This window comes from Streptacidiphilus fuscans (assembly GCF_015690355.1).
Classification (GTDB): domain Bacteria; phylum Actinomycetota; class Actinomycetes; order Streptomycetales; family Streptomycetaceae; genus Streptacidiphilus; species Streptacidiphilus fuscans.
The window spans coordinates 22,761-44,591 of sequence record NZ_JADPRT010000018.1 but is presented as its reverse complement, the minus strand read 5'-3'; the positions used below and the strand labels follow the sequence as shown (position 1 = coordinate 44,591).

Sequence of the window (21,831 nt, the reverse complement as noted above, 5' to 3'; positions counted from 1 at the left end):
GTGGGTGCGGACGTAGCATCTGGCCGTGCCTCTCGAAGCGGCCCCACCCCCGGTGGACCGGTCCGTCCTGACCGGCGAAGCGGCGTCTCCCCCGGCGTCTCCCCCTGCGTCTCCCTCGACGGCGGGCTCACCGCTGACCCTGCTGTGTGCCGCCCACCCCGCCCCGGCGTTCGCCGTGACGGGCATGGCGATCGCCCTGGCGGCGGCCCTGGGCCGGAGCCTGGCCGGGTGCGTGCTGGTGGGCGTGGCCGTGCTGAGCGGGCAGTTGTGCATCGGCTGGTCCAACGACCTCGTCGACATGCGACGCGACATCCGTGCAGGGCGACGCGACAAGCCGCTGGCGGTCGGCTCGCTGGCACCGTCGCGGACTGCTGCCGCCGCCCTGGGCGCGGGCGCGGTCTGCGTCCCGCTCTCGCTGGCCTGCGGTGTCGCCGCCGGGGCGGCGCATCTGAGCGGCGTCGCTGCGGGCCTGGCCTACAACGCCGTGCTCAAGCGGACCCGCTGGTCCTGGCTCCCCTACGCGCTGGCTTTCGGGCTGCTGCCCGCGTTCGTCACCTTCGGGGTGCCCGGCCGTCCGTGGCCTCCGTGGTGGCTGATGACGGCGGGCGCGCTGCTCGGCGTAGGCGCGCACCTGACCAACGTCCTGCCCGACATCGACGCCGACCTCGCGGCCGGGGTCCGCGGACTGCCGCAGCGTCTCGGCCGTGCCCGCAGCAGCGCGCTGGCCGTCCTCGCGCTGCTGGCCGCCTCGGCTGTGCTGCTCCTCGGACCGCCGGGCGCGTTCGGGCCGGTCGGCTGGATGGGCCTTGCCGTCACTGCCACCCTTGCCGCCGCTGCCGTTGCGGTTCCCCGCGCCCGGCGCTCGCACAGCCGTCTTCCTTTCCTGCTCACCCTCGCCCTCAGCGCCCTCGACCTCGCGTTCCTGCTGCTCCGCGGCACCGGACTGCGCTGAGACTCTGAGGGAGAGGCGCGGAGCCTACTGCGGATCGGGAGCCGGATTGCGGCCGGGCCGGGCCAGGAAGTCAAAGTCGCAGCCCTCGTCGGCCTGTTGGACGTGCTCCGCGTAGAGCGCTCCGTAGCCGCGCTGGTGGTGCGGCTCGGGCGGCTGCCATGCGGCGCGGCGTCGCTCCAACTCCGCGTCGTCGACGTCCAGGTGCAGTCGGCGGCCGGGGACGTCGAGGGTGACCAGATCGCCGTCGCGGACCAGTGCGAGCGGACCGCCCGTGTGGGACTCGGGCGCGACGTGCAGGACGCAGGTGCCGTAGCTGGTGCCGCTCATCCGCGCGTCCGAGATCCGGACCAGGTCGGTGACGCCGCGTTCGAGCAGATAGGCCGGGATGGGCAGCATGCCGTACTCGGGCATCCCCGGCCCGCCGAGCGGGCCCGCGCCGCGCAGCACCACGACGCTGTCCTCGGTGACCGCGAGGGCCGGGTCGTCGATGCGCTGCTGCAGGTCCTGGTAGGAGTCGAAGACGACGGCCGGGCCGGTGTGGGTGAGCAGTTTCGGGTCGGCGGCCAGATGCTTGATCACCGCACCGCCGGGCGCCAGATTGCCGCGCAGCACGGCGACGCCGCCCTCCGCCGCGACCGGGTCCTGTGGGGTGCGGATCACCCGGTCCGGGGCTGAGGCGTCCTCCGCGTGGGACGGTGCGTCACGGTAGTACGTGGCGAACTCCGCTCCGGTGACGGTGATCCGCTCCGGGTGCAGTGCGCCGGGCACCCGTGCCAGCTGAGCCAGCAGGGCGGGCAGGCCTCCGGCGTAGTAGAAGTCCTCCATCAGGTGTCGGCCGACCGGGCGGACGTCGGCCAGCACCGGGACCCGGGAGCCGATCGCGTCGAAGTCCTCCAGCGAGAGCGCGACGCCGACGCGCCCGGCCATGGCGATCAGGTGGATCAGCGCGTTGGTGGAGCCGCCGAGCGAGAGCACCGTCGCAACGGCGTCCTCGAAGGCCGCACGGGTCATCACCCGTGACGGGGTGAGCTGTTCGCGGACCATCCCGACGACGCGGGCGCCGGACGCGGCGGCCATCCGGTGGTGGGCGGAGTCCACGGCGGGGATGGCCGAGGCGCCGGGCAGCGCCATGCCGAGCGCCTCTGCGGCGGCGGTCATGGTGGAGGCGGTGCCCATGGTCATGCAGTGGCCCGGTGAGCGGGCCAGCCCGCATTCGACCTCGGCCAGTTCGCACTCACCGATGCGCCCGGCCCGGTACTCGTCCCAATAGGCCCACAGGTCCGTGCCGCTGCCCAGCGGCCGGCCCCGGTAGTGGCCCCGGAGCATCGGTCCGGCGGGGACCACGATCGCCGGCAGGTCGGCGCTGGCCGCGCCCATCAGCAGCGCCGGGACGGTCTTGTCGCAGCCGCCCATCAGCACGGCCCCGTCCACCGGATAACTGCGGAGCAGTTCCTCGGCTTCCATGGCGAGCAGGTTGCGGTAGAGCATCGGAGTGGGCTTCTGGAACGTCTCCGACAGCGTCGCGACCGGGAACTCCAGCGGGAATCCGCCCGCCTGCCAGACGCCGCGCTTGACCTGCTCGGCACGCTCGCGCAGGTGCATGTGGCAGGGGTTGATCTCGGACCAGGTGTTCAGGATCGCGATGACCGGCTTGCCGAGGTGTTCCTCCGGCAGGTAGCCCAACTGCCGCATCCGGGACCGGTGGCTGAAGGCGCGCAGCTTCCCGCCGGTCGCCCCGGCGCCGAACCAGGCCGCGCTGCGCAGCGGCGGAGCCTCCTGCTGCTGACCGGGCTCCGGCGCCTGGGGCTCAGGATTCGTGGTCGCGTTCACAGCCACCCCTCGGTCCGCCACCGGTCGACCAGCGACTGGATCTGTTCGCGCAGCGGGGCCGGAAGCGTGCGCGACGGCGGGCGGACGGCGCTGTCGGCCAGCCCGAGTCGGGCGAGGGCCTCCTTGACGACGCTGACGTTGTCGGCCGAGGAGTCGGCCGCGCGCAGCTCCTCGAAGGTGCGGGCCTGCTCCCACACCGTCATGGCCTTCTCGAAGTCGCCGCCGCGCAACGCCTCAAGCAGCGCAAGCGAGAGCCGGGGCACCACGTTGACCAGGCCGGAGGTGAAGCCGGTGGCGCCCACCGCCCAGTAGCCGGGCGCGGACAGCTCGGCCAGCCCCGCGATCCAGGCGAAGCGGTCGATCCCCGCGTCGCGCGCCACCGAGGCGAACCGCACCGGGTCCGGCACGGCGTACTTGACGCCGATGACGTTCGGGCACGCGTCGGCGAGCGCGGCGATCTGCTCGCCGCCGATGCGCGGGTCCCGGACGTAGAGGACGACGCCGAGCTCCGGCACCGCCTCCGCGACCTGCCGGTGGTAGGCCACCCAGCCCTCGGCCGACCGGTAAGGATGGACCGGCTGATGGACCATCAGCGAACCGCAGCCCGCCGCGCTGGCGTGCCGGGCGGCGGCGACGGCCCCTGCTGCGTCCAGCCCGACGCCGGCCATCACCTCGGCGCGGCCGTCGACCGCCTCGACGGCGGATTCCACGGCACGCCGGGTCTCACCCACGGAAAGCGCGTAGAACTCTCCGGTGTTGCCGTTGGGCGTGACCACGTCGATGCCGTGGTCGACCAGTCGGCGGATCAGCGCCGTGTGGGCCGTCCAGTCCACCTCCGCTCCGCCGGGGTGGAAGGGTGTGACGGGGATCGCGACGACGGTCTGCAGGCGGGACCGGAGGCGGACCAGGGCGTCGGGTGTGGCGACGGGCATGAGGGGACCTACTCCGCTTCGTTCTCGGGGAAGTTGCGTGCCATGAACGCACTGATATGACCGCGCATCAGGCGGCGCACCAGGTCGGCGTCACCGTCCTCGGCCGCCCGCAGGATCGCTCGGTGTTCGTCCGCCTCCTGCTCCCACGACGGCTGCCGGGACCAGGCGGCACTGGACACGAGCGCGGTCTGGTCGCGCAGTTCGTCGAGCGACGCCACCAGCAACGGGTTGCCGCAGCCCGCGTACAGGGCTCGGTGGAAGGCCCGGTTGGCCATCGACCGCTCCGCCGCGTCCGCCGCCCGGTCGGCCCGCTCCAGCGCGCTCGCGGCCTGAGCCCAGTCGCCGCGCGCCACCGAGGTGGTGCGGCCGGCGGCGACCGGCTCCAGCAGCAGCCGCATGTCGTAGACGCAGCGGGCCAGTTCACGGTCGACCTCGCGCACGGCCGCACCCTTGTACAGGCTCATCGTGACCAGACCGGACCCGGCCAGGGTCTTGAGCGCCTCGCGGACCGGGGTCTTCGACACACCGAGCCGCTCGGCCAGCTCCGTCTCCACCAGCGCCTGACCGGGCCGTAGTTCGCCCGTCAGGATCGCGTGCTTGATCGCGTCGAGCACCGCCTCGGTCCGGGACGGCATGGTGCCGGGGCGGGCACGCTCGGGGGTGGCAAGGGCGTCGGACACAGTCGCGGCTCCTGAGTGGACGTCAGGGATCGAAAATGAGATCGCATCTCATATATGACCCGAAGAGACGCTAGAACCTCCGCCAGAACGCGTCAAGGACTCCCCCAGCATGCAAAGCCCCTGAAGCGGCGCACTGACGGCAGGACAAGTCTTGGATCCACGTGCCGGCGCGGACGCCACGGCAGGGCACGTCATATATGAGACAGCAGCGGGTTCGCAGCTCTGCCCTGGTCCAGGTTCGCCGCCGGGCGGCGAACCAGGACCGACTCCCCGTCAGGTGCGGGCTATGCGCAGGTCGCCGCGGTGACCTCCGTGCGGGCACGGGCGGCGGCACCGATCGCGACGGCGTCGCTGCCGAGCCGGGTCCGGGCCAGCAGGATCGCCTGGCCACTGACCGGCGGCTCGTCGCCGAGCGCCCTCAGGATCGGTGGTTCCAGCAGCTCCCAGGCCCGGCTGACGCCGCCGCCGATCACCACCGTGGTGATGTCGACCACGCCCGCCGTGATCAGGATCGCCCGAGCGATCGCCCACCCCGCGACGTCGAACACCGCGCGGGCGTCCGGGTCGTCCTCGGTCGCCGCTGCGGCGACCTCCGTCGCGGTGACCTGTCGCCCGGTCCGCTCGCGGTAGCGGGCGGCGATGGAGCGGCCGGAGGCGAGCGTCTCCAGGTGGCCCCGGCCCCCGCAGGTGCACAGAATGTCGCCGAAGCCCGGGATGTGGCCGATCTCGCCGGCGGCCCCGTGCGGGCCGTCGACCAGCGATCCGTTCATCCACAGGGCGCCGCCGACGCCGGTGCCGAGCGTCATCCCGAGGGCGTTCCGCTCGCCCGCGACGGCACCCCTCGCCACCTCGCCGTACAGGAAGGCGTTGACGTCGTTGTCGAGGAAGGCCGGCACGTCCAGGGCGGACCCGAGCGTGGCGGTCACCTCCGTCCCGGCCCAGCCCGAGAACGAGTCGCTGGCGACCAGGACGCGTCCGGCCCGCGCGTCGACCACGCCCGCCGCCCCCACGCCGACCGCGAGCAGCCGCGACGGCACTCGCGCGCGCAGCGCGGCGACCGCGTCGAGCACGGCGCGCAGCATCGCCTCGCCGCCCTGCGCAGCAGGGGTGGGGACCTCGGTACGGCCGAGCACCGCGAGGTCCTCACCGCACAGCACCACCTGCGTCGTGGTGCCGCCGATGTCGACGCCCGCGAAGACGCGCGGGGTCTCGTCGCGCGCCGGGCCGGGCATCTCGACACGGGTCACGCGGACACCTCCACTCCGCCTGCGGTCCGCCCGGCGAGCCGGTGGACTCTCCGTTGCCGTTGCAGCACCGGGTCCGGCAAGGGGACAGCCGCGAGCAGCCGGCGGGTGTACTCCGTCTCCGGGTGCAGCAGGGTGGACGCGGTGGAGCCCTGCTCCTCGATGCGCCCTGCGCGCATCACCACCACGCGCTGGGCGAACTGCTGCACCACGGCCAGGTCGTGCGAGACGAACAGGCAGGCGAAGCCCAACTCGGCCTGGAGCTCGGAGATCACCTCCAGCACCGACTGCTGCACGCTGACGTCGAGCGCGCTGGTCGGCTCGTCGGCGACAAGCAGCCGGGGTTCGAGCACCAGCGCGCGGGCGAGGCTGACGCGTTGACGCTGGCCGCCGGACAGCTCGCGCGGCGCCCGGCCGGCCAGGCTGCGTGGCAGCCGGACCTGTTCGAGGACGTCCGCGACGCGTGCGCGGCGCTCCTGCGCCGACATGCCCCGCCGGTGCACCCGCAGCGGTTCGGCGATGCACTCGGCGATGGTCATCCGCGCGTCGAGCGACGCCACCGGATCCTGCAGCACCACGCCGATACCGGAACGCAGCGACCGGCGGGCACGCGAGCGCGTCCGGCCGAGGTCGGCCCCGAACAGGGAGACGCTGCCGGAGACCGGCCGGATCAGCCCGAGTGCCACCCGGGCCGCCGTCGACTTGCCGGAGCCCGACTCCCCGACCAGGCCCACCGTCTCGCCGGGACGGACCGCGAGCGAGACGCCGTCGAGGGCGCGTACCGCGCTGCGACCGCGGCCGAACCGCACGGCGATGTCGCGTAGTTCGACCACCGGCTCGCCGATCGCGGACGCCCCCGTCGCAGACGCCTTGATCGGCGCGTCGGCGCTGTGCGCGGGCGTCGGGTCGGTCTCGGCGACCGCGAGCCTGGGAACGGCGGCGAGCAGCCGCTTGGTGTACTCGTGCGTCGGGCGCAGCAGCACCTCCTCGACCGACCCGGTCTCCACGATCTGCCCGTGCAGCATGACGGCGACGCGGTCGGCGAAGTCCGCGACGACCCCCATGTTGTGGGTGACCAGCAGCACGCCGGTCCCGGCCTCGGCCGTGAGTCCGCGCAGCAGGTCGAGGATCTCGGCCTGGACGGTGACGTCGAGCGCGGTGGTGGGTTCGTCAGCGATCAGCAGGCTGGGCGAGTTGGCGATCGCCATGGCGATGACGACGCGCTGCCGCTGTCCGCCGGACAGCTGGAAAGGAAACGCGGTGGCGCGCTCCTCCGGCTCGGGGATGCCGACCCGGCGCAGCAGTTCGACGGCCTCGGCGGCGGCTTCCCTGGTGTTCAGGTCCCGGTGGTTGCGGATCACCTCGGCGATCTGCGCGCCGATCCGGGTGAGCGGGTCGAGCGCGGTGGCGGGCTCCTGGAAGACCATGGACACGGTGCGTCCGCGCAGGCCCGCGAGCTCGCTCTCGGGCGCGGAGACCACATCGGTCCCCCGGATCGACGCGCGGCCGGTCGCTCGGGCGTTGCCGGGCAGCAGGCCCATCGCGGCGAACGCGACGGTGGACTTGCCGGACCCGGACTCGCCGACCAGCGCGAGCGTCTCGCCGGGGCGGACGTGCAGCGACACGCCGCGCACGGCGTGGACGTCGCCCGTCTCCGTGGTGAAGGTGACGCCGAGGTCGTCGAGTTCGAGGATCCGCTCCTCGGCCGCAGCCGAGGAGGCCGCTGCCGTGCGGTCGGCGGCGGTCATCCGCGCCCCCTCACGTCGAAGGCGTCGCGCAGGCCGTCGCCGATGGCGTTGAACGCGCACACGACGAGGATCACGGCGAGACCCGGAGGCAGGATCAGCCACCAGCGTCCGGAGTACGCGGCGGTGAGGCCGGCGGAGAGCATTCCACCCCAATCAGTGGCCGGCGGCTGCACACCGAGGCCGAGGTACGACACGTAGGCGACGAGCAGGATCGCGTCGGCGACCTGGAACGTCGCGGCGACGACGATCGTCGAGATCGAGTTCGGCAGGACGTGCCGGGTGACGGCACGGGTGTGCGAGCCGCCGATCGCGCGCAGCGTCAGCACGTAGTCACGGTTCTTCAGCGTGAGTGTCTCGGCCCGGATCAGACGGGACGGCACGAGCCAGGACACCAGGCCCAGGATGACGATGAGTCCGAACACGCCCGGGGTGGTGACGGCCGAGATGACGAGCAGGATGAACAGCGCCGGGATGGCGATCCCGGCGTCGACCACGCGCATCATCACCGCGTCGACCCAGCCGCCCGCGTAGCCTGCGGCCGCGCCCCAGAGCGTGCCGATGACGGTCGCCAGCACACCGGCTGCCAGGCCGACGAGCAAGGACACCTTGCCGCCGTACATCAGTCGTCCGAGCTCGTCGTGGCCGACGGCGTCGGTGCCCAGAAGGTGCTTCGCGCCGGGCGACAGGTTCACCTGCGTCAGCGTGGTGTGGACCTGGTCGGTGGGGTAGAGGTACGGCCCGACGAAGCAGAACAGCACGAACAGCACCACCACGGCCAGCCCGGCGACGGCCAGGCGGTTGCGGGTGAAGCGGCGGACGGCGATCCGGAGTCCGCTTGCCGCCTCGGCCTCCGGCCGGGGCTCCGGCTCGGTGGCGGACGCCAGGGTGCCGGACGCCGTGGTGCCGGGCGCCGTGGTGCCGGACGCCATGGTGCCGGGCCCTTGGTCGGGCATCGACTCGGCGCTCATGAGCGACCTGCCTTCACTCGGGGGTCAACGATCCGCTGGACGATGTCGGCGAGCAACGTGCCCACCACCGTGGCGACCGAGATGACCAGGACGCAGCCGAGCAGGACCGGGTAGTCGGACGACTGGGCGGCGCTCCAGAACAGCAGGCCCATGCCGGGGTAGTTGAAGAGCTGCTCGACCACGAGCGCACCGCCGAAGAGCACCGGCACGTAGTAACCCAGCATCGCGATCACCGGCGTCAGCGAGTTGCGGAACACGTGCCGCCACAGGATCGCGCGTTGCCGGGTCCCGCCGGCCCGCGCGGTGCGGACGTAGTCCTCTTCGAGGTTCTCCAGCGTCGCGGCGCGCATGTAGCGGCTGAACACCGCGATCATCGACGCCGCTCCTGCCGTCACCGGCAGGACCAGGCCCGCCGGGTCGGCCAGGACCTGGGCGACGGTGTCCCCCTGCGGCGCCTGCGGCGGGAACCAGGGCAGGATCTGACTGAACACCAGCACCAGGATGATGCCGAGGAAGTACACGGGGGTCGCGTAGGCGACGAAGCTCAGTGCGGTGACGGCGTAGTCGACCGGCTTGTTGCGCCGGACGGCCTGCCACATGCCCAGCGGAACCGCGATGACGAGCCCGACCACCGCCGACAGGACGGTGAGCACCAGCGTCTTGGGCAGCCGCTGGGCGATCAGCTGCGAGACGGGCTCGTTGAGCGTGTAGGAGGTGCCGAGATCGCCGTGGAGCAGAGTGCGCAGGTAGTAGAGGTACTGCACGGGCAGCGGCCGGTCGAGGCCCTGGGCGCGGTTGAACTCGGCGATCTGCTGGGCGGTGGCCTGGGGCCCGAGGATCCCGCGTGCGGGCCCTCCGGGCAGCGCGTGCAGCAGGCAGAAGACGACCACGGTGACGACGAGGATCACTGCCACGGCTTGCAGCACTCGCCTGGTCAGGTACAGGAGGCTGGTCATGGGCGTTCCGACGGGTTCGGTTCGTTGACCTGGGTCAGGACGTGGGTCAGGGGGTTCACTTGGTCCACTTCCACTGCGCGGGGTGGAAGTCGGCGAGCGAGTCCTGGGCGAAGCCGCCGAGGCCGTTCCTGATGACCGAGATCTGGTAGTCGGGCTCCGGCAGCCAGATCACGGGCAGGTCGTCGGCCGCCGCCGCGCTGTACTCCTGCACGGCCTGGTTGGAGTTCGACGTGGTCGAGGCGGTGATCAGCCCGTCCAGCGCGGGGTCGGCGTAGCTGCCGAAGTTGGAGCCGCCCTGGCTCTGGAACAGCGAGTCACCGGTCGGGAAGGCCGGGAAGTACCAGCTGCCGGCGGTGCCGAAGAACGACAGCTGCCAGGAGCAGATCGACTGACTCGCGGTGCACTGCGGGGTCTGCGACAGCACCGAGTTGACGGGCGCGGTTTTGATGCTGAGCCCGATTCCGGAGTTCGCCAGCGAGGACTGGATCGCGCTCATCATGTTGTCGGTGACGGTCGACCCGGACTGCGACAGCACCTGCATCTGGAACTTGGTGCCCTGGGCGACGCCCGCCCCGCACTGGGCGGCGGAGGTGCCCGGGTCGGTGCAGACCATGACGCCGTTCTGCTCGGTCCAGCCGTGGGCGGTGAGCAGCGCCTTGGCCTTGCTGGTGGAGAAGGGATAGGGATTGGCCTTCTGCACCGGCGAGAGGAAGTCGGAGGACTGGGCCTGCGGGATCGGTCCGTAGCCGGGCACGGCGGTGCCGTTGAAGACGACCTTCGCCAGCGTGTCCTGGTCGATCGAGGTCTGGATCGCCTGTCGGGCGTACAACTGCTTGAAGACCGGGCCCATGGTGGGGTTGTCGAAGTTGTACGGCATGTAGGTGATCGCCCAGCCGGTCCACGGCTTCACCGTGTAGCCGAGGTTGGTGAACGACGACTGCTGGTCGAGGTCGGTGGAGTCGATGTAGCCGTAGTCGACCTGCCCCGCGCGCAGCGCGTTCTCCTCGGCGGTCGTGGTGGTGAACGGCAGCAGGTTCACCGTCTTGATGCCCGCCTTCTCCCCGCCGTCGTACTTCGGGTTGGCGGTGAGCACGACCTTGCCGGACGTGGAGTAGGCGCCGATCGTGTAGGGGCCGCTGACAGTCTTCCACAGCGGGCCCGTGGCGTAGGCGGAGATGTTCTTCGCGGCGGTGTTGAGGTAGTTCCAGACCTGCTGGGCGCCTGCGGGCGTCCGGTCGGCGTCGGACACGGGGGCGGACGCGCCGGTCTTGTCCCACGCGTGCTGCGGCAGCGGGGTGATCATGCTCAGCTCGTTGGCCAGCATCCACTGCGGGTTGTACGCCTTGTCGAAGGTGATGGTGAAGTGCTGGGCGTCGATCGCCGTGAAGCCGGTCCAGTTGTCGGGGGCCTTGCCCGCGTTGTAGTTGGCCCACTGCGCCTTGTTCGCCTTGATCAGGTCGAACCAGAACTCGACGTCGCGCGAGGTGATCGGGGTGCCGTCGCTCCAATGACGGTTGCCCAGGGTGATGGTGACGCTCTTGCCGTCCGGGGCGAAGTCGGCGGCACTCGCGATGGAGGCGGCCTTGTTCCAGCCGATGGTGCCGGTGGAACCGTCGTAGGCGACCAGTGGCTCCCACAGCGTCGCGGCGATGGAGATGTTGTTGGTGTTGAGGTGGGCCGCGGTGCCGATCGGCAGGATCCAGTTCGGCGTGAAGTTCGCGGGCAGCGCGTAGTTGACGGAGTCGGACGACGCGGACGACGAGCTGCCGCTGCCTCCGGTGCAGCCTGTCAGCAGTGAGCCGGCGGCGACGGCGACGGCCGCCGCGAGGGCCCAGCGGCTGCCTGCCGCGGTGCGAGCAAGGGACATGACTCTCCTCAGGGATGAACGACCCGACCGTCGCGTCCCGGCGGGAGCGGCGCTGGCGGGGACAGTCAATGACGCGCCGATCCGAAAAAACAAACAAAGCTGCGTAACAAATAGATTTCTTCCATTCTGGCAAAAGCCATTCCGCTTCATCTGCGCCATCTGACCTGCGACGATGTCGCTGAACACGGAAATCTGAGGGTTTGGCAAAAGGTGGCCAAGGGGCCACTGACAGCACTTCCGCCGACGCTCCGGGGGGCGTAGGATCAGGAGCCTTCCTTCCGATCCTGGAGTTAGTCGGCCCATGCCTGACATAAGTGCCAGTCAGCGGAGCAGCCCCCGAGGGGCCTCCCTGGTCGCACGCATCCTCGAACTGATCGCCTCCGGGCAGGCGACCTCGCGCACCGAGCTCGCGGAGCTGCTGGGCGCCGCCCCGTCGACGATCTCGCTGACGGTCAGCCAACTCGTCGACCGCGGGCTGGTCACCGAGCAGGGCACTCGCTCGTCCACCGGCGGACGCCCGCGCAAGGTGCTCCGACTGGGCGGCACCGCCGAGTTCGCGCTCGCAGCGGACCTGGGCGGCAGGCATGCGCACATCGGCGTCGTCCTGCCCGGGGGCGGACTGTCCGACGTCTCGACCATCCCGTTCGCGATCGAGGACGGCCCCGAGGCCGCGCTGCCGCTGCTCGCCGAGGCCCTGGAGGGCCTGGCCGCACGGCGCGCCGCCGAGCGTCCGAGCGCGGTGGGACTGTCCCTCCCCGGGCCGGTGGACGTGGAGAAGGGCACGGTGACCCTCCCTTCGCGCATGCCGGGATGGAACCGGTTCCCGGTCCGCGCGTGGCTGGAGGAGCGGTTCGGTGTGCCTGCGGCGGTCGACAACGACGCCAACTGCATGGCCTTCGGCGAGCACACGGTCCGACCGGTCGAGCACCGCCAGTCGATCATGGTGAAGGTCGGCTCCGCGATCGGGGTCGGGATCATCGCCGACGGCCGGCTCTACCGCGGCGCGACCGGAGCCGCCGGCGACATCACCCACGTCCGGGTCGACGCCGCAGGCGACCGGCCCTGCTCCTGCGGGAACACCGGTTGCCTGGAGACCATCGCCTCCGGCGCGGCCCTCGTGCGCATCCTGCGCGAGCGCGGCGCGCAGGTGGGCTCACTTGAGGACGTCGTCCAACTGGTGTCCGACGGCGACCCGGAGGCGACCCGCGCCGTACGGCAGGCCGGCAAGTACCTGGGCCAGGTGCTCTCCGCCAACGTCAACTTCTTCAACCCCGACGCCGTCTACCTCGGCGGCATCCTCTCCACGCTCGAACCCTTGGTCGCGGCCGTGCGCAGCCAGCTCTACGAGGGCTGCCATCCGCTGGCCACCGAGCAGCTGACCATCGAGCGCGCGAGCCTCGGTGCGGACGCCGGGCTCGTCGGCGTCGGCCAGTTCGCGCTTCAGCGCACTCTGGCCCGGGCACTCGACACGGTCGCCTGAGCCCTAGAGCCAGTCCGCGCTGATCGCCGGACCGGCGCCACTTTCTTCCGCTCCTGACCGACTTTCTCCACCGGTCTTCACCATGGCCGCCCCACCGGCCGACCGCCGCACGTGTACCCACCCCGCGAGGAACCATGTCCCGACCCCGCACGCCCGTCGAGCATCCCGTCATCGCCATCGCCGGGCTCGGCATCGAATCGTCCACCTTCTCCCCCGCCCGCACCCACGCCCCGGCCTTCCACCCGCAGCGTGGCGACGACGTCCTGACCCGCTATCCGTTCCTCGCTCCTGGCCGGCCGCTGCGCGACGCCGCCGAGTGGAAGGGCGCGCTGGTCGGCAAGTCCCTTCCCGGGGGCATGGTCACCGCCGACGCCTTCGCGGCACTGTCCGACGAGCTGATCGAGCGTCTGCGTGCCATGCCGCACCTGGACGGCCTCTGGTACGACATCCACGGCGCGATGACGGTCGAAGGCGTCGAGGACGCCGAGGCGCTGCTGCTGACCCGGATCCGCGAGAGCGTCGGCCCGGACGTCGTCGTGTCCACCTCCATGGATCTGCACGGCAACGTCTCGCGCGAACTCGCCCACCTGAGCGACCTGCTGACCTGCTATCGGTTGGCCCCGCACGAGGACCACATGGAGACCAAGGAGCGGGCCGCCCGCAACCTGGTCGACCTGCTGGAGTCCGGCGCGCCCCGTCCGGTCAAGGCGTGGGTCCCGGTGCCGGTGCTCCTGGCCGGCGAGCAGACCTCCACCCGGATCGAGCCCGCCAAGAGCGTCTACGCCGCCGTGGACGAGGTCGAGGCCGTGGACGGCGTGATCGACGCCGCGATCTGGGTCGGCTACGCCTGGGCGGACGAGCCGCGCAACCGCGCAGCCGTCGTCGTCACCGGTCCCGACCGGGACGCGGTCGCTGCCGGAGCGGAGCGGCTGGCCCGGGGGTTCTGGCAGGCGCGGCGCGACTTCGCCTTCGTCGCCCCGACCGACTCTCTCGACGGCTGCCTGGACCAGGCTCTCGCCTCCAGCGCCCGACCGTTCTTCATCAGCGACAGCGGTGACAACCCGACGGCGGGCGGCGCGGGCGACGTCACCTGGGGCCTCGAACGCGTGCTGGCCCGGCCCGAGTTCAAGGACGCCGACGGACCGGCCGTGATCTACGCCTCCGTGCCCGGACCCGCCGCTGTGGCCGCCGCCGCGGAGGCGGGCGTGGGCGCGACGGTCACGGTCACCGCGGGCGCGGAGGTCGACGACCGGCACGCCGGGCCGGTCACCATGACCGGCGTGGTGCACGCCGTCAAGCACGGCGACCGCGACGCCGAGACCGAGGTCGTGCTGCGGGTCGGCCGGGTCCACGTGATCCTCACCAAGCTGCGGAAGCCCTACCACCTGGAGCGGGACTTCACCGACCTCGCACTCGACCCGCGCTCCGCCGAGATCGTCGTCGTCAAGATCGGATACCTCGAGCCCGAGCTGTTCGACATGTCCGCGGACTGGCGTCTGGCGCTGACCCCCGGCGGCGTCGACCAGGAGCTGGTCCGGCTCGGGCACCGTCGCATCCGCCGCCCGATGTTCCCGTTCGACCCCGAGATGGCCGACCCGGACCTGACGGCCCGGATCATCGCGCCGTCGGACCAGCCGCTCACCGGGGACAACGAGTGAGCCGCGCACTCGCTCTGGAGATCGCCGTGACCAGCCCGGCGGGGGCCCGAACCGCGCAGGACGGCGGAGCCGACCGGGTGGAACTGTGCTCGGCGCTCGAACTCGGCGGCCTCACCCCGTCGGCGGCGCTCGTCGAGGCGGCGGCGGCCGTCGGTCTGCCGGTCCAGGCGCTGGTCCGCTGCCGTCCGGGCGACTTCTGCTACGACGCCGACGAGATCGCGCTGATGGCCGCCGAGGTACGGTCCGTCGTCGCCTCGGGCGCGCGGGGCGTCGTCGTCGGCGCGCTGACCGCGAACGGGGCGCTGGACCTGGACGCGATGCGCCGCCTGGTCGACGCCGCCCGCACGGCCGAGGCGGCAGTCGGCCGGCCGGTCGAGATCACCCAGCACCGGGCCGTCGACCAGGCCCGCGATCCCGTCGCCGCGGCGGCACTTGCGCCTGCCCTCGGTCTGGACCGCATCCTCACCTCGGGTGGCGCGGTCAGCGCCGGGGAAGGAGCGGCCGTCATCGCCGAGATGGTGACGGCCGCACCCGGCGTCCAGGTGATGGCGGGCGGGGGCGTTCGCCCCACCGACATCACGCTGCTCGCAGCTACCGGCGTCAGTGCCGTCCACCTGTCCGCCAAGCGTCCGGCCGGGACGCGGCGGGCCGGCACGTGGATCCCGCTGGGGGCTGAGGGCTCGACCGCCGAGGCGGACACCCACTTCGTCACGGACCTGGACATCACCGCCGCCGCCCGCGCCGAAGTTGACGCCGTGCGGTCCTGAACCCGGCGCCCCGTCAAGCGTCTTCGCCGAACCGGCAGCGGTGCGACCGGGGAGCGTAGCTGACCGGGCGGGGCCCACCTCACCGTCCGGGAGCCTCACTCCCCCAGCCGGGCCGGGTCCGTGAGGATGCGTCGGACGGTGAGGTGCGCGGCGCCGAGGAGCGGCGCGCTGCGGCCGAGGCTGGAGGGGCGGAGGACGTCGGGGTCCCAGGGGCGGACGCGGACGCGCGCGGCCAGTTCGTCCGCCATGGCCGGGAGGAGCCAGGGTGACAGCTCGGCGTAGGCGCCGCCGAGGACGACCGCGGCGGGGTCGAACAGGTTGACCGCCGAGGTGAGCGCGGTGCCGAAGGCCTCGCCCGCCTGGGCGAGGGCCGCCAGGGTCGGGGCGTGCCCGTCGCGCGCACGCTCGGCGAGGGTCGCGACCGGGTCGCGATGGGTGCCGCGGATGCCGGCGGCGCGCAGCACCGCGCGTGCGCCCGCGTACTGCTCCAGGCAGCCGCGGGCGCCGCAGGAGCAGCGCGGGCCGTCGTGGTGGACGGGAACGTGGCCGAGCTCGCCCGCGTACCCGCCCGCTCCGCGGAAGAGCCGGCCGCCGATGACGAGCGCGGCGCCGATGCCCGTCTCGGCGGAGATGTGGACGAGCGTGTCGGCCGTCTGCGCGCCGCACCAGCGTTCGGCGAGTGCCCCGAGGTTGGCCTCGTTCTCCAACTCCGGTGCCCGCAGCTGCCCGGGCCAGTGGCGGGCGGGGACGACGTCGCGCCAGCCGAGGTTCGGGGCGTGTTCGACGGTGTCGTGGGCCGGTCCCAGGACTCCGGGAACGGCCAGCACCGACCCCTGGATCTCCAGGCCCGCCGCCTCGGCCTCGCGCACGCCGTCGGCAGCGAGTTCGACCAGTTCGGCCAGGACCTGTTCGGCCGGGCGTGAGCGGTTGCGCGCCGGGACCCGGTGCCACACCCGCGTCGCGCCGCGCAGGTCCACCACGCACACACCCAGGTGCGCGGGACCGACCTCCAGGCCCAGGCCCGCCGGGCCACGGTCGTTCAGGGCGAGCTCGCGGCCCGGTCGGCCCACCTTGCCGTTCGTGCGGACGTCACCCTCGACCAGCAGCCTCGCTCCGAGCAGTTCGTCGACGAGACTGGAGACCGCGGTCCGGGTGAGGCCGACCCGCTTCGCCACGGCCGCGCGCGAGAGCGGGCCGGAACCTGCGACCGTGGACAGGATCACCGCCAGGTTCTGGCGGCGCATCCCCTGCTGGGACGCGGGCTGTCGCGGACCGTCGGGCAGGTCGGTGGACAAGGCGCGCTACTCCGTTCCCTTGCTCGTTGTTCGGGTGCCGGTCAGGCGGAACGTTGCAGCTCCCCGGCCCGTTGCAGCGTAGCGGTGATCCGTTCCAGGGTCGCCTCGTCCCTGGGCAGCGGGTCCAGCAGCGGTCCGTCCGCCGTGCCCCAGCGGCGCGCAACGGCGTCTGCGGGCTCGCCGGTCAGCAGTGCCGCGGCCTGCGCGGCGGCGCCGAGGGCGACGAGCTCCTGCGCCGCCGGGACGCGCACCGGCCGCCCGGACAGCCGCCGCACGGTGTCCTGCCAGGCCCGCCCGCGGGCTCCGCCGCCGATCAGCAGCAGCGGCCGTGACAGGGCGTCAGTCGGCGAAGCCTCGACCGCGCCGCCCGCGCGCAGCACCTCGTCCAGCGCCGTGAGCAGCGCGTGCGCGGCGCCGTCGTAGGCGGCCTGGAGCAGCTGACCCGGCGTGGTGTCGTGCCGCAGGCCGTGGACGAGTCCGCTGGCGCCGGGGAGGTTGGGAGTGCGCTCGCCGTCCAGGTACGGCAGGACGACGGCGTCGCCGCCGGGCTCCACGGCCTCGCGGTCGCGGCCGAGGAGCGTGGCGATCCGGTCCACCGCGAGCGTGCAGTTCAGCGTGCAGGCCAGCGGCAGCCAGCCGCCGAGGGCGTCGGCGAAGCCGCAGACGGTGCCGGTCGGGTCCTGCGGACGGCCCGCGGTGGCGGCGTAGACGGTGCCCGACGTGCCGAGGCTGAGTACGGGCTGTGCCGCGTACGGGCCGGTGGCGCTGAGACCGAGACCGATCGCGGCGGCCATGTTGTCCCCCGTCCCGGTCGCCACCGCGGTCCCCGGGCGCAGCGGCCCGGCGTCCGCGCGCACGACTCCCGCGCGTGCCCCTGGCGGCAGGACGGCGGGAAGCCGCGCGGGATCGAGGCCGATCCGGTCGAGCAGGGCGGTGTCGTAGCCGTCCGGTGTCCACCAGCCCGTACCGGACGCGTCGCCCCGGTCGGTGACCGCCGCGCCGGTCAGACGCTCCGTCAGGTAGTCGTGCGGCAGCCGCACCGCGGCGGTGCGGGCGGCGGCTTCGGGGTCGTGCGCTCGCAGCCAGGCCCACTTCGCGGCGGTGAACGCCGCCGTCGGCACGCTGCCCGCGCGCTCCGCCCACGCCCGCGCGCCGAGTTCGGCCACCAGCGCCTCGGCCTGCGGGGCGGAGCGGACGTCGTTCCACAGCAGCGCGGGCCGTACCGGGCGGCCCGACGCGTCCAGGGTGACCAGCCCGTGCTGCTGGGCGGCCACGGAGACCGCCTCGGCCCGCTCGGCCAGACCGGTGCCGGCGACGGCCTCCTGGAGCGCCCGCCACCACTGCTCCGGGTCGCTCTCGCGGCCGGGTCCGGTGCTGACGGTGTGCTCGGCGCGGCCCTGGCCGAGCACGGCGCCGGTGTCGGCGTCGACGGCGAGTGCCTTGGTCGACTGGGTGGAGCTGTCCACCCCGATCACGACCCGAACCGCCCTGCCGGGGCTGCTTCCCGCCATTGCCTTACGTCCTCTCGTCGCGGTGCCGCAGGGGCGTGTCCGCCCGCCGGGCTTCCCATGTCGGCTTCCGCATACTAATTTGTCCAGTGCCATGACGAATAGGGTCCGGCGAAAGAGAGGCAGGAAACACCATGAGCAGCGACCCCCTGGCCCCCACCCCCGCGCACAAGTTCACCTTCGGCCTGTGGACCGTCGGCTGGCAGGGCCGTGACCCCTTCGGCGACGCCACCCGCCCGGCCCTCGACCCGGTCGAGTCCGTGCAGCGCCTGGCCGAACTCGGCGCGTACGGCGTCACCTTCCACGACGACGACCTGATCCCCTTCGGCGCCTCCGCCGCCGAGCGCGAGGCTGCCGTCAAGCGCTTCCGCGCGGCGCTGGACGCGACCGGGATGCGCGTCCCGATGGCGACGACCAACCTGTTCACCCACCCGGTCTTCAAGGACGGCGCGTTCACCGCGAACGACCGCGACGTGCGCCGCTACGCGCTGCGCAAGACGATCCGCAACATCGACCTCGCGGTCGAGCTCGGCGCCGAGACCTACGTCGCCTGGGGCGGGCGCGAGGGCGCGGAGTCGGGCGCGGCCAAGGACGTTCGGGTCGCGCTGGACCGGCTCAAGGAGGCCTTCGACCTGCTGGGCGAGTACGTCGAGTCGCAGGGCTACGACCTGCGCTTCGCCATCGAGCCGAAGCCCAACGAGCCGCGCGGCGACATCCTGCTGCCCACGGTCGGTCACGCGCTGGCGTTCATCAACGAGTTGGAGCGCCCCGAGCGGGTGGGCGTCAACCCCGAGGTCGGGCACGAGCAGATGGCCGGGCTGAACTTCCCGCACGGCATCGCCCAGGCGCTGTGGCACGGCAAGCTGTTCCACATCGACCTCAACGGCCAGTCCGGCATCAAGTACGACCAGGACCTGCGCTTCGGCGCGGGCGACCTGCGCCAGGCGTTCTGGCTGGTCGACCTGCTGGAGTCGGCCGGCTACGACGGGCCGCGCCACTTCGACTTCAAGCCGCCGCGCACCGAGGACTTCGCCGGAGTGTGGGCCTCGGCGGCGGGCTGCATGCGCAACTACCTGCTGCTGGCCGAGCGCGCCCGCGCCTTCCGCGCCGACCCGAGGGTCGCCCAGGCGCTCGCCGAGTCCCGGCTGCCCGAACTCGCCGCCCCCACGGCCGAGGACGGCCTCTCCGGCCTGCTGGCGGACCCGTCGGCGTTCGAGGACTTCGACGTCGAGGCCGCCGCGCGCCGGGGCATGGCCTTCGAGGCGCTCGACCAGCTCGCCCTGGAGCACCTGCTCGGCGCCGCGTAAGTAAGCCCCGGGGAACACCGGGTGGGGTGTCCCGGCGGGACACCCCACCCGGGACGTCGGTCGGGACGTCGGTTGGGACGTCGGTTGGAACGTCGGTCATCACGTAATCCGCCCCGCGGCCGCGGCGGCGGGCATCGAAGAGAGGCGCACAGGTGCACAACTGGGCAGGCAACGTCGCCTTCGCGGCGGCACGGGCCCACCGGCCCCGGACCGTCGAGGAGACGCGTCATCTCGTCGCCGCCTCGGACCGTCTCAAGGTGCTGGGCAGCGGCCATTCTTTCAACCGGATCGCGGACACGTCCGGGGAGCTGGTGGTGCTGGACGAACTGCCGCGTTCCGTGGAGGTCGCCGCGGACCTGTCCACTGTCACCGTGACCGGCTCCATGCGCTACTCCGAGCTGGCCCGGGAGCTGCAGGCTTGGGGCCTCGCGCTGGCCAACCTGGCGTCGCTGCCGCACATCTCCGTCGCGGGATCGTGCGCCACCGGCACCCACGGTTCGGGAGACGGCCTGCGCGGTCTTGCCTCGGCGGTGACCGCGTTGCAGCTGATCACGTCGGACGGGGAGCTCCTCGACCTCGGCCGCGCCGACGGCGACCCCGACCCCGACCCCGACCCCGACCCCGACGACGGCGACCGCTTCGCCGGAGCCGTCGTCGGCCTGGGCGCCCTCGGCGTGGTCGTGGGGATCACCCTCGCGGTCGAGCCCACCTTCCAGGTGGCCCAGTGGGTCTACGACGCCGTCCCGCTGGACCGCGTCGCCGACCGGTTCGACGAGGTGTTCGGCGCCGCGTACAGCGTCAGCGCGTTCACCGACTGGGGAGGGGACACCGCGACCGTGTGGGTGAAGCGCCGGACGGACCGTGAGGGGCCCGACCACCTGGGGAGCCGATGGCTGGACGGCCGCCTCGCCGACGGCCCCCGGCATCCGGTTCCGGGCGTTCCCCCACAGCACTGCACCCGGCAGCTCGGCGTCCCCGGCCCGTGGCACGAGCGGCTGCCGCATTTCCGGCCGGACTTCACCCCGAGCGCCGGTGAGGAGCTCCAGTCGGAGATCCTGCTGCCGCGCGAGGCCGCTGCCGAGGCCGTCGCGGCGATGCGCGCCCTGGGTCCGCGCATCGCCCCGCTGCTGCTGACCTCCGAGATCCGCACCGTCGCGGCGGACGACCTGTGGCTGAGTCCCGCCAACGGCCGGAACTCCGTTGCCGTCCACTGCACCTGGCGCCCCGCCGGGGAGGCGGTGAGCCAGGCGATCGCCCTGGTCGAGGCCGAGCTGCTGCCGCTGGGCGGCCGTCCGCACTGGGGCAAGCTCTTCGCGCTCCACCCCGAGGCCGTCGGCGCGCTGTACGAGCGGCGTGACGACTTCCACCGGCTGATGCGGAGCCTGGATCCGCGCTCCGCCTTCCGCAACGACTTCATCGCCGCGGTGTTCCCGGAGGCGGAGGCGTGAGGTGACCCGGGGTGGCGGCGGACGCGGGCGGCGCGGTGCTGCTCCGCTCGACCAAGGTGGTGGCCAGGTCCACCCGCAGCGTGGCGGGCCGGCCGCCGCGGGCGAGGTCGATCACCATGCGCGCGGCCATCTCGGCCATCTCGGTGAGTGGTTGACGCACCGTCGTGAGCGGCGGTCCGACCCAGCGGGCGATCGGCAGGTCGTCGAAGCCGACGACGCTCAGGTCCTGCGGGATGCGCAGTCCCGACTCCCTGGCGGCCTCGTAGAGTCCGAGCGCCTGCAGGTCGTTTCCGGCGAAGACCGCCGTGGGCCGGTCCGCGAGTCCCAGCAGCTCCAGACCCGCCCGGTGGCCCGCCTCGTGGTGGAAGTCCCCCTCCCGGACCAGGGCGGGGTCGAAGGCGATGCCGGCGGTCTCCAGCGCGGCGCGGTAGCCGTCGATCCGGGCACGGCTGCACATCATCTGGGGCGGACCCGCCACCACCCCGATCCGGCGGTGGCCGAGGTCGAGGAGGTGGCGGGTAGCGGCAAGGCCGCCGTCCCAGTTGGTCGTACCCACCGCGGGCACGTCCTGGCCGGGATCCCCGGCCGGGTCCATGACGACGAACGGGATGTCACGGCTGGTCAGCTGGTCCTGCTGGGCCTTGTCGAGCCCGGAGAGCACCAGGATCACACCGGTGGGCCGACGGGCGAGCACCCCGTCCACCCAGGACTGGCCGAGGCTCAGCCGCCCTGACGACTCCGACAGGACGACGCTGAGCCCTTCCTCGCGGACGACGTTCTCCACCCCGCGGATGACCTCCATCGCCCACGCGCTCTCCAGCTCGTGGAAGACCAGCTCAAGCAGCGGGCTTGCCGTGGCGTTCCCGCGCCGCCGCTGGTAGCCGTGCTGGGCCAGCAGCTCCTCCACCCGCTGCCGGGTGGCGGGGGCGACGTCCGCCCGTCCGTTGAGGACCTTCGAAACAGTCGGCGTGGATACACCGGCCTCGCGCGCGATTTCGGCGAGTGTCGCGGCCCTGGTCACGAGTGTCTCCTCTGCTGCCCCGGCGTGCGTAACCCGTCGCCGCTCTGTCCGTACGGCACGGATGCTAGCCGCTCAGCGGCCCGGCCGGTACTGACCAACGGTTACCTTCCGGACCCTTGACGGTGCCCGGCGTTGCCCCTAGGTTTCCCGCATCATTCGGAAACACTCTC

17 protein-coding genes are annotated in these 21,831 nt (G+C 72.8%); 6 read left to right on the top strand and 11 right to left on the bottom strand.

Features of this window, described 5'->3' with window-relative positions; all coding sequences use genetic code 11:
- The first annotated feature begins 25 nt into the window (after positions 1-25).
- Positions 26-952, top strand: a complete 927-nt coding sequence (locus tag I2501_RS32285; RefSeq protein ID WP_328806802.1) for a UbiA family prenyltransferase — start codon at positions 26-28, stop codon at positions 950-952.
- Positions 953-976: 24 nt separating this feature from the next.
- Here I2501_RS32285 and araD read toward each other — a convergent pair whose 3' ends face one another.
- The 8 genes from araD to I2501_RS32245 form a co-directional block, all read right to left on the bottom strand.
- Complete coding sequence (araD, locus tag I2501_RS32280) at positions 977-2,782, bottom strand: L-arabinonate dehydratase (RefSeq protein WP_328806801.1); 1,806 nt, start codon at positions 2,780-2,782, stop codon at positions 977-979.
- Positions 2,779-3,714 carry a dihydrodipicolinate synthase family protein gene (locus I2501_RS32275; RefSeq protein WP_196197874.1) on the bottom strand — a complete coding sequence of 312 codons (936 nt, stop codon included), beginning with the start codon at positions 3,712-3,714 and terminating at the stop codon, positions 2,779-2,781. The genes araD and I2501_RS32275 overlap by 4 nt, the downstream gene beginning before the upstream one ends.
- An 8-nt stretch (positions 3,715-3,722) precedes the next feature.
- Positions 3,723-4,349, bottom strand: coding sequence for a GntR family transcriptional regulator (locus tag I2501_RS32270; RefSeq protein ID WP_196198005.1), 627 nt, complete (start codon positions 4,347-4,349; stop codon positions 3,723-3,725).
- A gap of 329 nt (positions 4,350-4,678) precedes the next feature.
- Positions 4,679-5,626: an ROK family protein gene (locus I2501_RS32265; RefSeq protein WP_196198004.1), complete on the bottom strand. Its 948-nt coding sequence runs from the start codon at positions 5,624-5,626 to the stop codon at positions 4,679-4,681.
- An 11-nt stretch (positions 5,627-5,637) separates the two neighbouring features.
- Positions 5,638-7,386: a dipeptide ABC transporter ATP-binding protein gene (locus I2501_RS32260; RefSeq protein ID WP_196197873.1), complete on the bottom strand. Its 1,749-nt coding sequence runs from the start codon at positions 7,384-7,386 to the stop codon at positions 5,638-5,640.
- The gene (locus tag I2501_RS32255) at positions 7,383-8,354 is read right to left on the bottom strand and encodes an ABC transporter permease (protein ID WP_236047703.1); all 972 of its coding nucleotides are present in this window, start codon (positions 8,352-8,354) and stop codon (positions 7,383-7,385) included. The genes I2501_RS32260 and I2501_RS32255 overlap by 4 nt, the downstream gene beginning before the upstream one ends.
- Entirely contained in the window at positions 8,351-9,310 is a 960-nt protein-coding gene (locus I2501_RS32250; protein WP_196197872.1) for an ABC transporter permease, read from the bottom strand. Before I2501_RS32250 ends, I2501_RS32255 begins: the two co-directional genes overlap by 4 nt.
- Positions 9,311-9,365: 55 nt before the next feature.
- Positions 9,366-11,177, bottom strand: coding sequence for a peptide ABC transporter substrate-binding protein (locus I2501_RS32245; protein WP_196197871.1), 1,812 nt, complete (start codon positions 11,175-11,177; stop codon positions 9,366-9,368).
- Between the two features lie 301 nt (positions 11,178-11,478).
- Here I2501_RS32245 and I2501_RS32240 point away from each other — a divergent pair, with 301 nt between their 5' ends.
- From I2501_RS32240 to I2501_RS32230, 3 genes are all read left to right on the top strand, one after another.
- Entirely contained in the window at positions 11,479-12,657 is a 1,179-nt protein-coding gene (locus I2501_RS32240; protein ID WP_196197870.1) for an ROK family transcriptional regulator, read from the top strand.
- Positions 12,658-12,791: 134 nt separating this feature from the next.
- On the top strand, positions 12,792-14,315 hold the full coding sequence (locus tag I2501_RS32235; RefSeq protein WP_196197869.1) for a M81 family metallopeptidase: 1,524 nt from the start codon (positions 12,792-12,794) through the stop codon (positions 14,313-14,315).
- Positions 14,312-15,082 (top strand): copper homeostasis protein CutC, encoded by a 771-nt coding sequence (locus tag I2501_RS32230; protein ID WP_196197868.1) that lies wholly within the window; start codon positions 14,312-14,314, stop codon positions 15,080-15,082. The genes I2501_RS32235 and I2501_RS32230 overlap by 4 nt, the downstream gene beginning before the upstream one ends.
- Positions 15,083-15,177: 95 nt before the next feature.
- On the opposite strand, the gene I2501_RS32225 is transcribed toward I2501_RS32230, so the two are convergent.
- Positions 15,178-16,326 carry an ROK family protein gene (locus I2501_RS32225; RefSeq protein WP_196198002.1) on the bottom strand — a complete coding sequence of 383 codons (1,149 nt, stop codon included), beginning with the start codon at positions 16,324-16,326 and terminating at the stop codon, positions 15,178-15,180.
- 92 nt (positions 16,327-16,418) lie between these two features.
- Positions 16,419-17,888, bottom strand: coding sequence for a xylulokinase (gene xylB / locus I2501_RS32220; RefSeq protein WP_196197867.1), 1,470 nt, complete (start codon positions 17,886-17,888; stop codon positions 16,419-16,421).
- A 131-nt stretch (positions 17,889-18,019) separates the two neighbouring features.
- On the opposite strand from xylB, the gene xylA reads away from it, so the two are divergent.
- On the top strand, positions 18,020-19,192 hold the full coding sequence (xylA, locus tag I2501_RS32215) for a xylose isomerase (protein ID WP_196197866.1): 1,173 nt from the start codon (positions 18,020-18,022) through the stop codon (positions 19,190-19,192).
- Between the two features lie 152 nt (positions 19,193-19,344).
- Positions 19,345-20,640, top strand: a complete 1,296-nt coding sequence (locus I2501_RS32210; RefSeq protein ID WP_196197865.1) for a D-arabinono-1,4-lactone oxidase — start codon at positions 19,345-19,347, stop codon at positions 20,638-20,640.
- On the opposite strand, the gene I2501_RS32205 is transcribed toward I2501_RS32210, so the two are convergent.
- A complete protein-coding gene (locus I2501_RS32205) occupies positions 20,606-21,661 on the bottom strand; it encodes a LacI family DNA-binding transcriptional regulator (RefSeq protein ID WP_328806800.1) in 1,056 nt (351 codons plus the stop codon). The two genes, I2501_RS32210 and I2501_RS32205, sit on opposite strands and share 35 nt — an antisense overlap.
- Positions 21,662-21,831: the final 170 nt, after the last annotated feature.

Coding starts and splice junctions, on each gene's coding strand:
- I2501_RS32275 (WP_196197874.1), bottom strand. CDS start 3,714: ATGCCCGTCGCCACACCCGACGCCCTGGTCCGCCTCCGGTCCCGCCTG.
- I2501_RS32270 (WP_196198005.1), bottom strand. CDS start 4,349: ATGCCGTCCCGGACCGAGGCGGTGCTCGACGCGATCAAGCACGCGATC.
- I2501_RS32265 (WP_196198004.1), bottom strand. CDS start 5,626: ATGCCCGGCCCGGCGCGCGACGAGACCCCGCGCGTCTTCGCGGGCGTC.
- I2501_RS32260 (WP_196197873.1), bottom strand. CDS start 7,386: ATGACCGCCGCCGACCGCACGGCAGCGGCCTCCTCGGCTGCGGCCGAG.
- I2501_RS32255 (WP_236047703.1), bottom strand. CDS start 8,354: ATGAGCGCCGAGTCGATGCCCGACCAAGGGCCCGGCACCATGGCGTCC.
- I2501_RS32250 (WP_196197872.1), bottom strand. CDS start 9,310: ATGACCAGCCTCCTGTACCTGACCAGGCGAGTGCTGCAAGCCGTGGCA.
- I2501_RS32245 (WP_196197871.1), bottom strand. CDS start 11,177: ATGTCCCTTGCTCGCACCGCGGCAGGCAGCCGCTGGGCCCTCGCGGCG.
- I2501_RS32240 (WP_196197870.1), top strand. CDS start 11,479: ATGCCTGACATAAGTGCCAGTCAGCGGAGCAGCCCCCGAGGGGCCTCC.
- I2501_RS32235 (WP_196197869.1), top strand. CDS start 12,792: ATGTCCCGACCCCGCACGCCCGTCGAGCATCCCGTCATCGCCATCGCC.
- I2501_RS32225 (WP_196198002.1), bottom strand. CDS start 16,326: ATGCGCCGCCAGAACCTGGCGGTGATCCTGTCCACGGTCGCAGGTTCC.
- xylB (WP_196197867.1), bottom strand. CDS start 17,888: ATGGCGGGAAGCAGCCCCGGCAGGGCGGTTCGGGTCGTGATCGGGGTG.
- xylA (WP_196197866.1), top strand. CDS start 18,020: ATGAGCAGCGACCCCCTGGCCCCCACCCCCGCGCACAAGTTCACCTTC.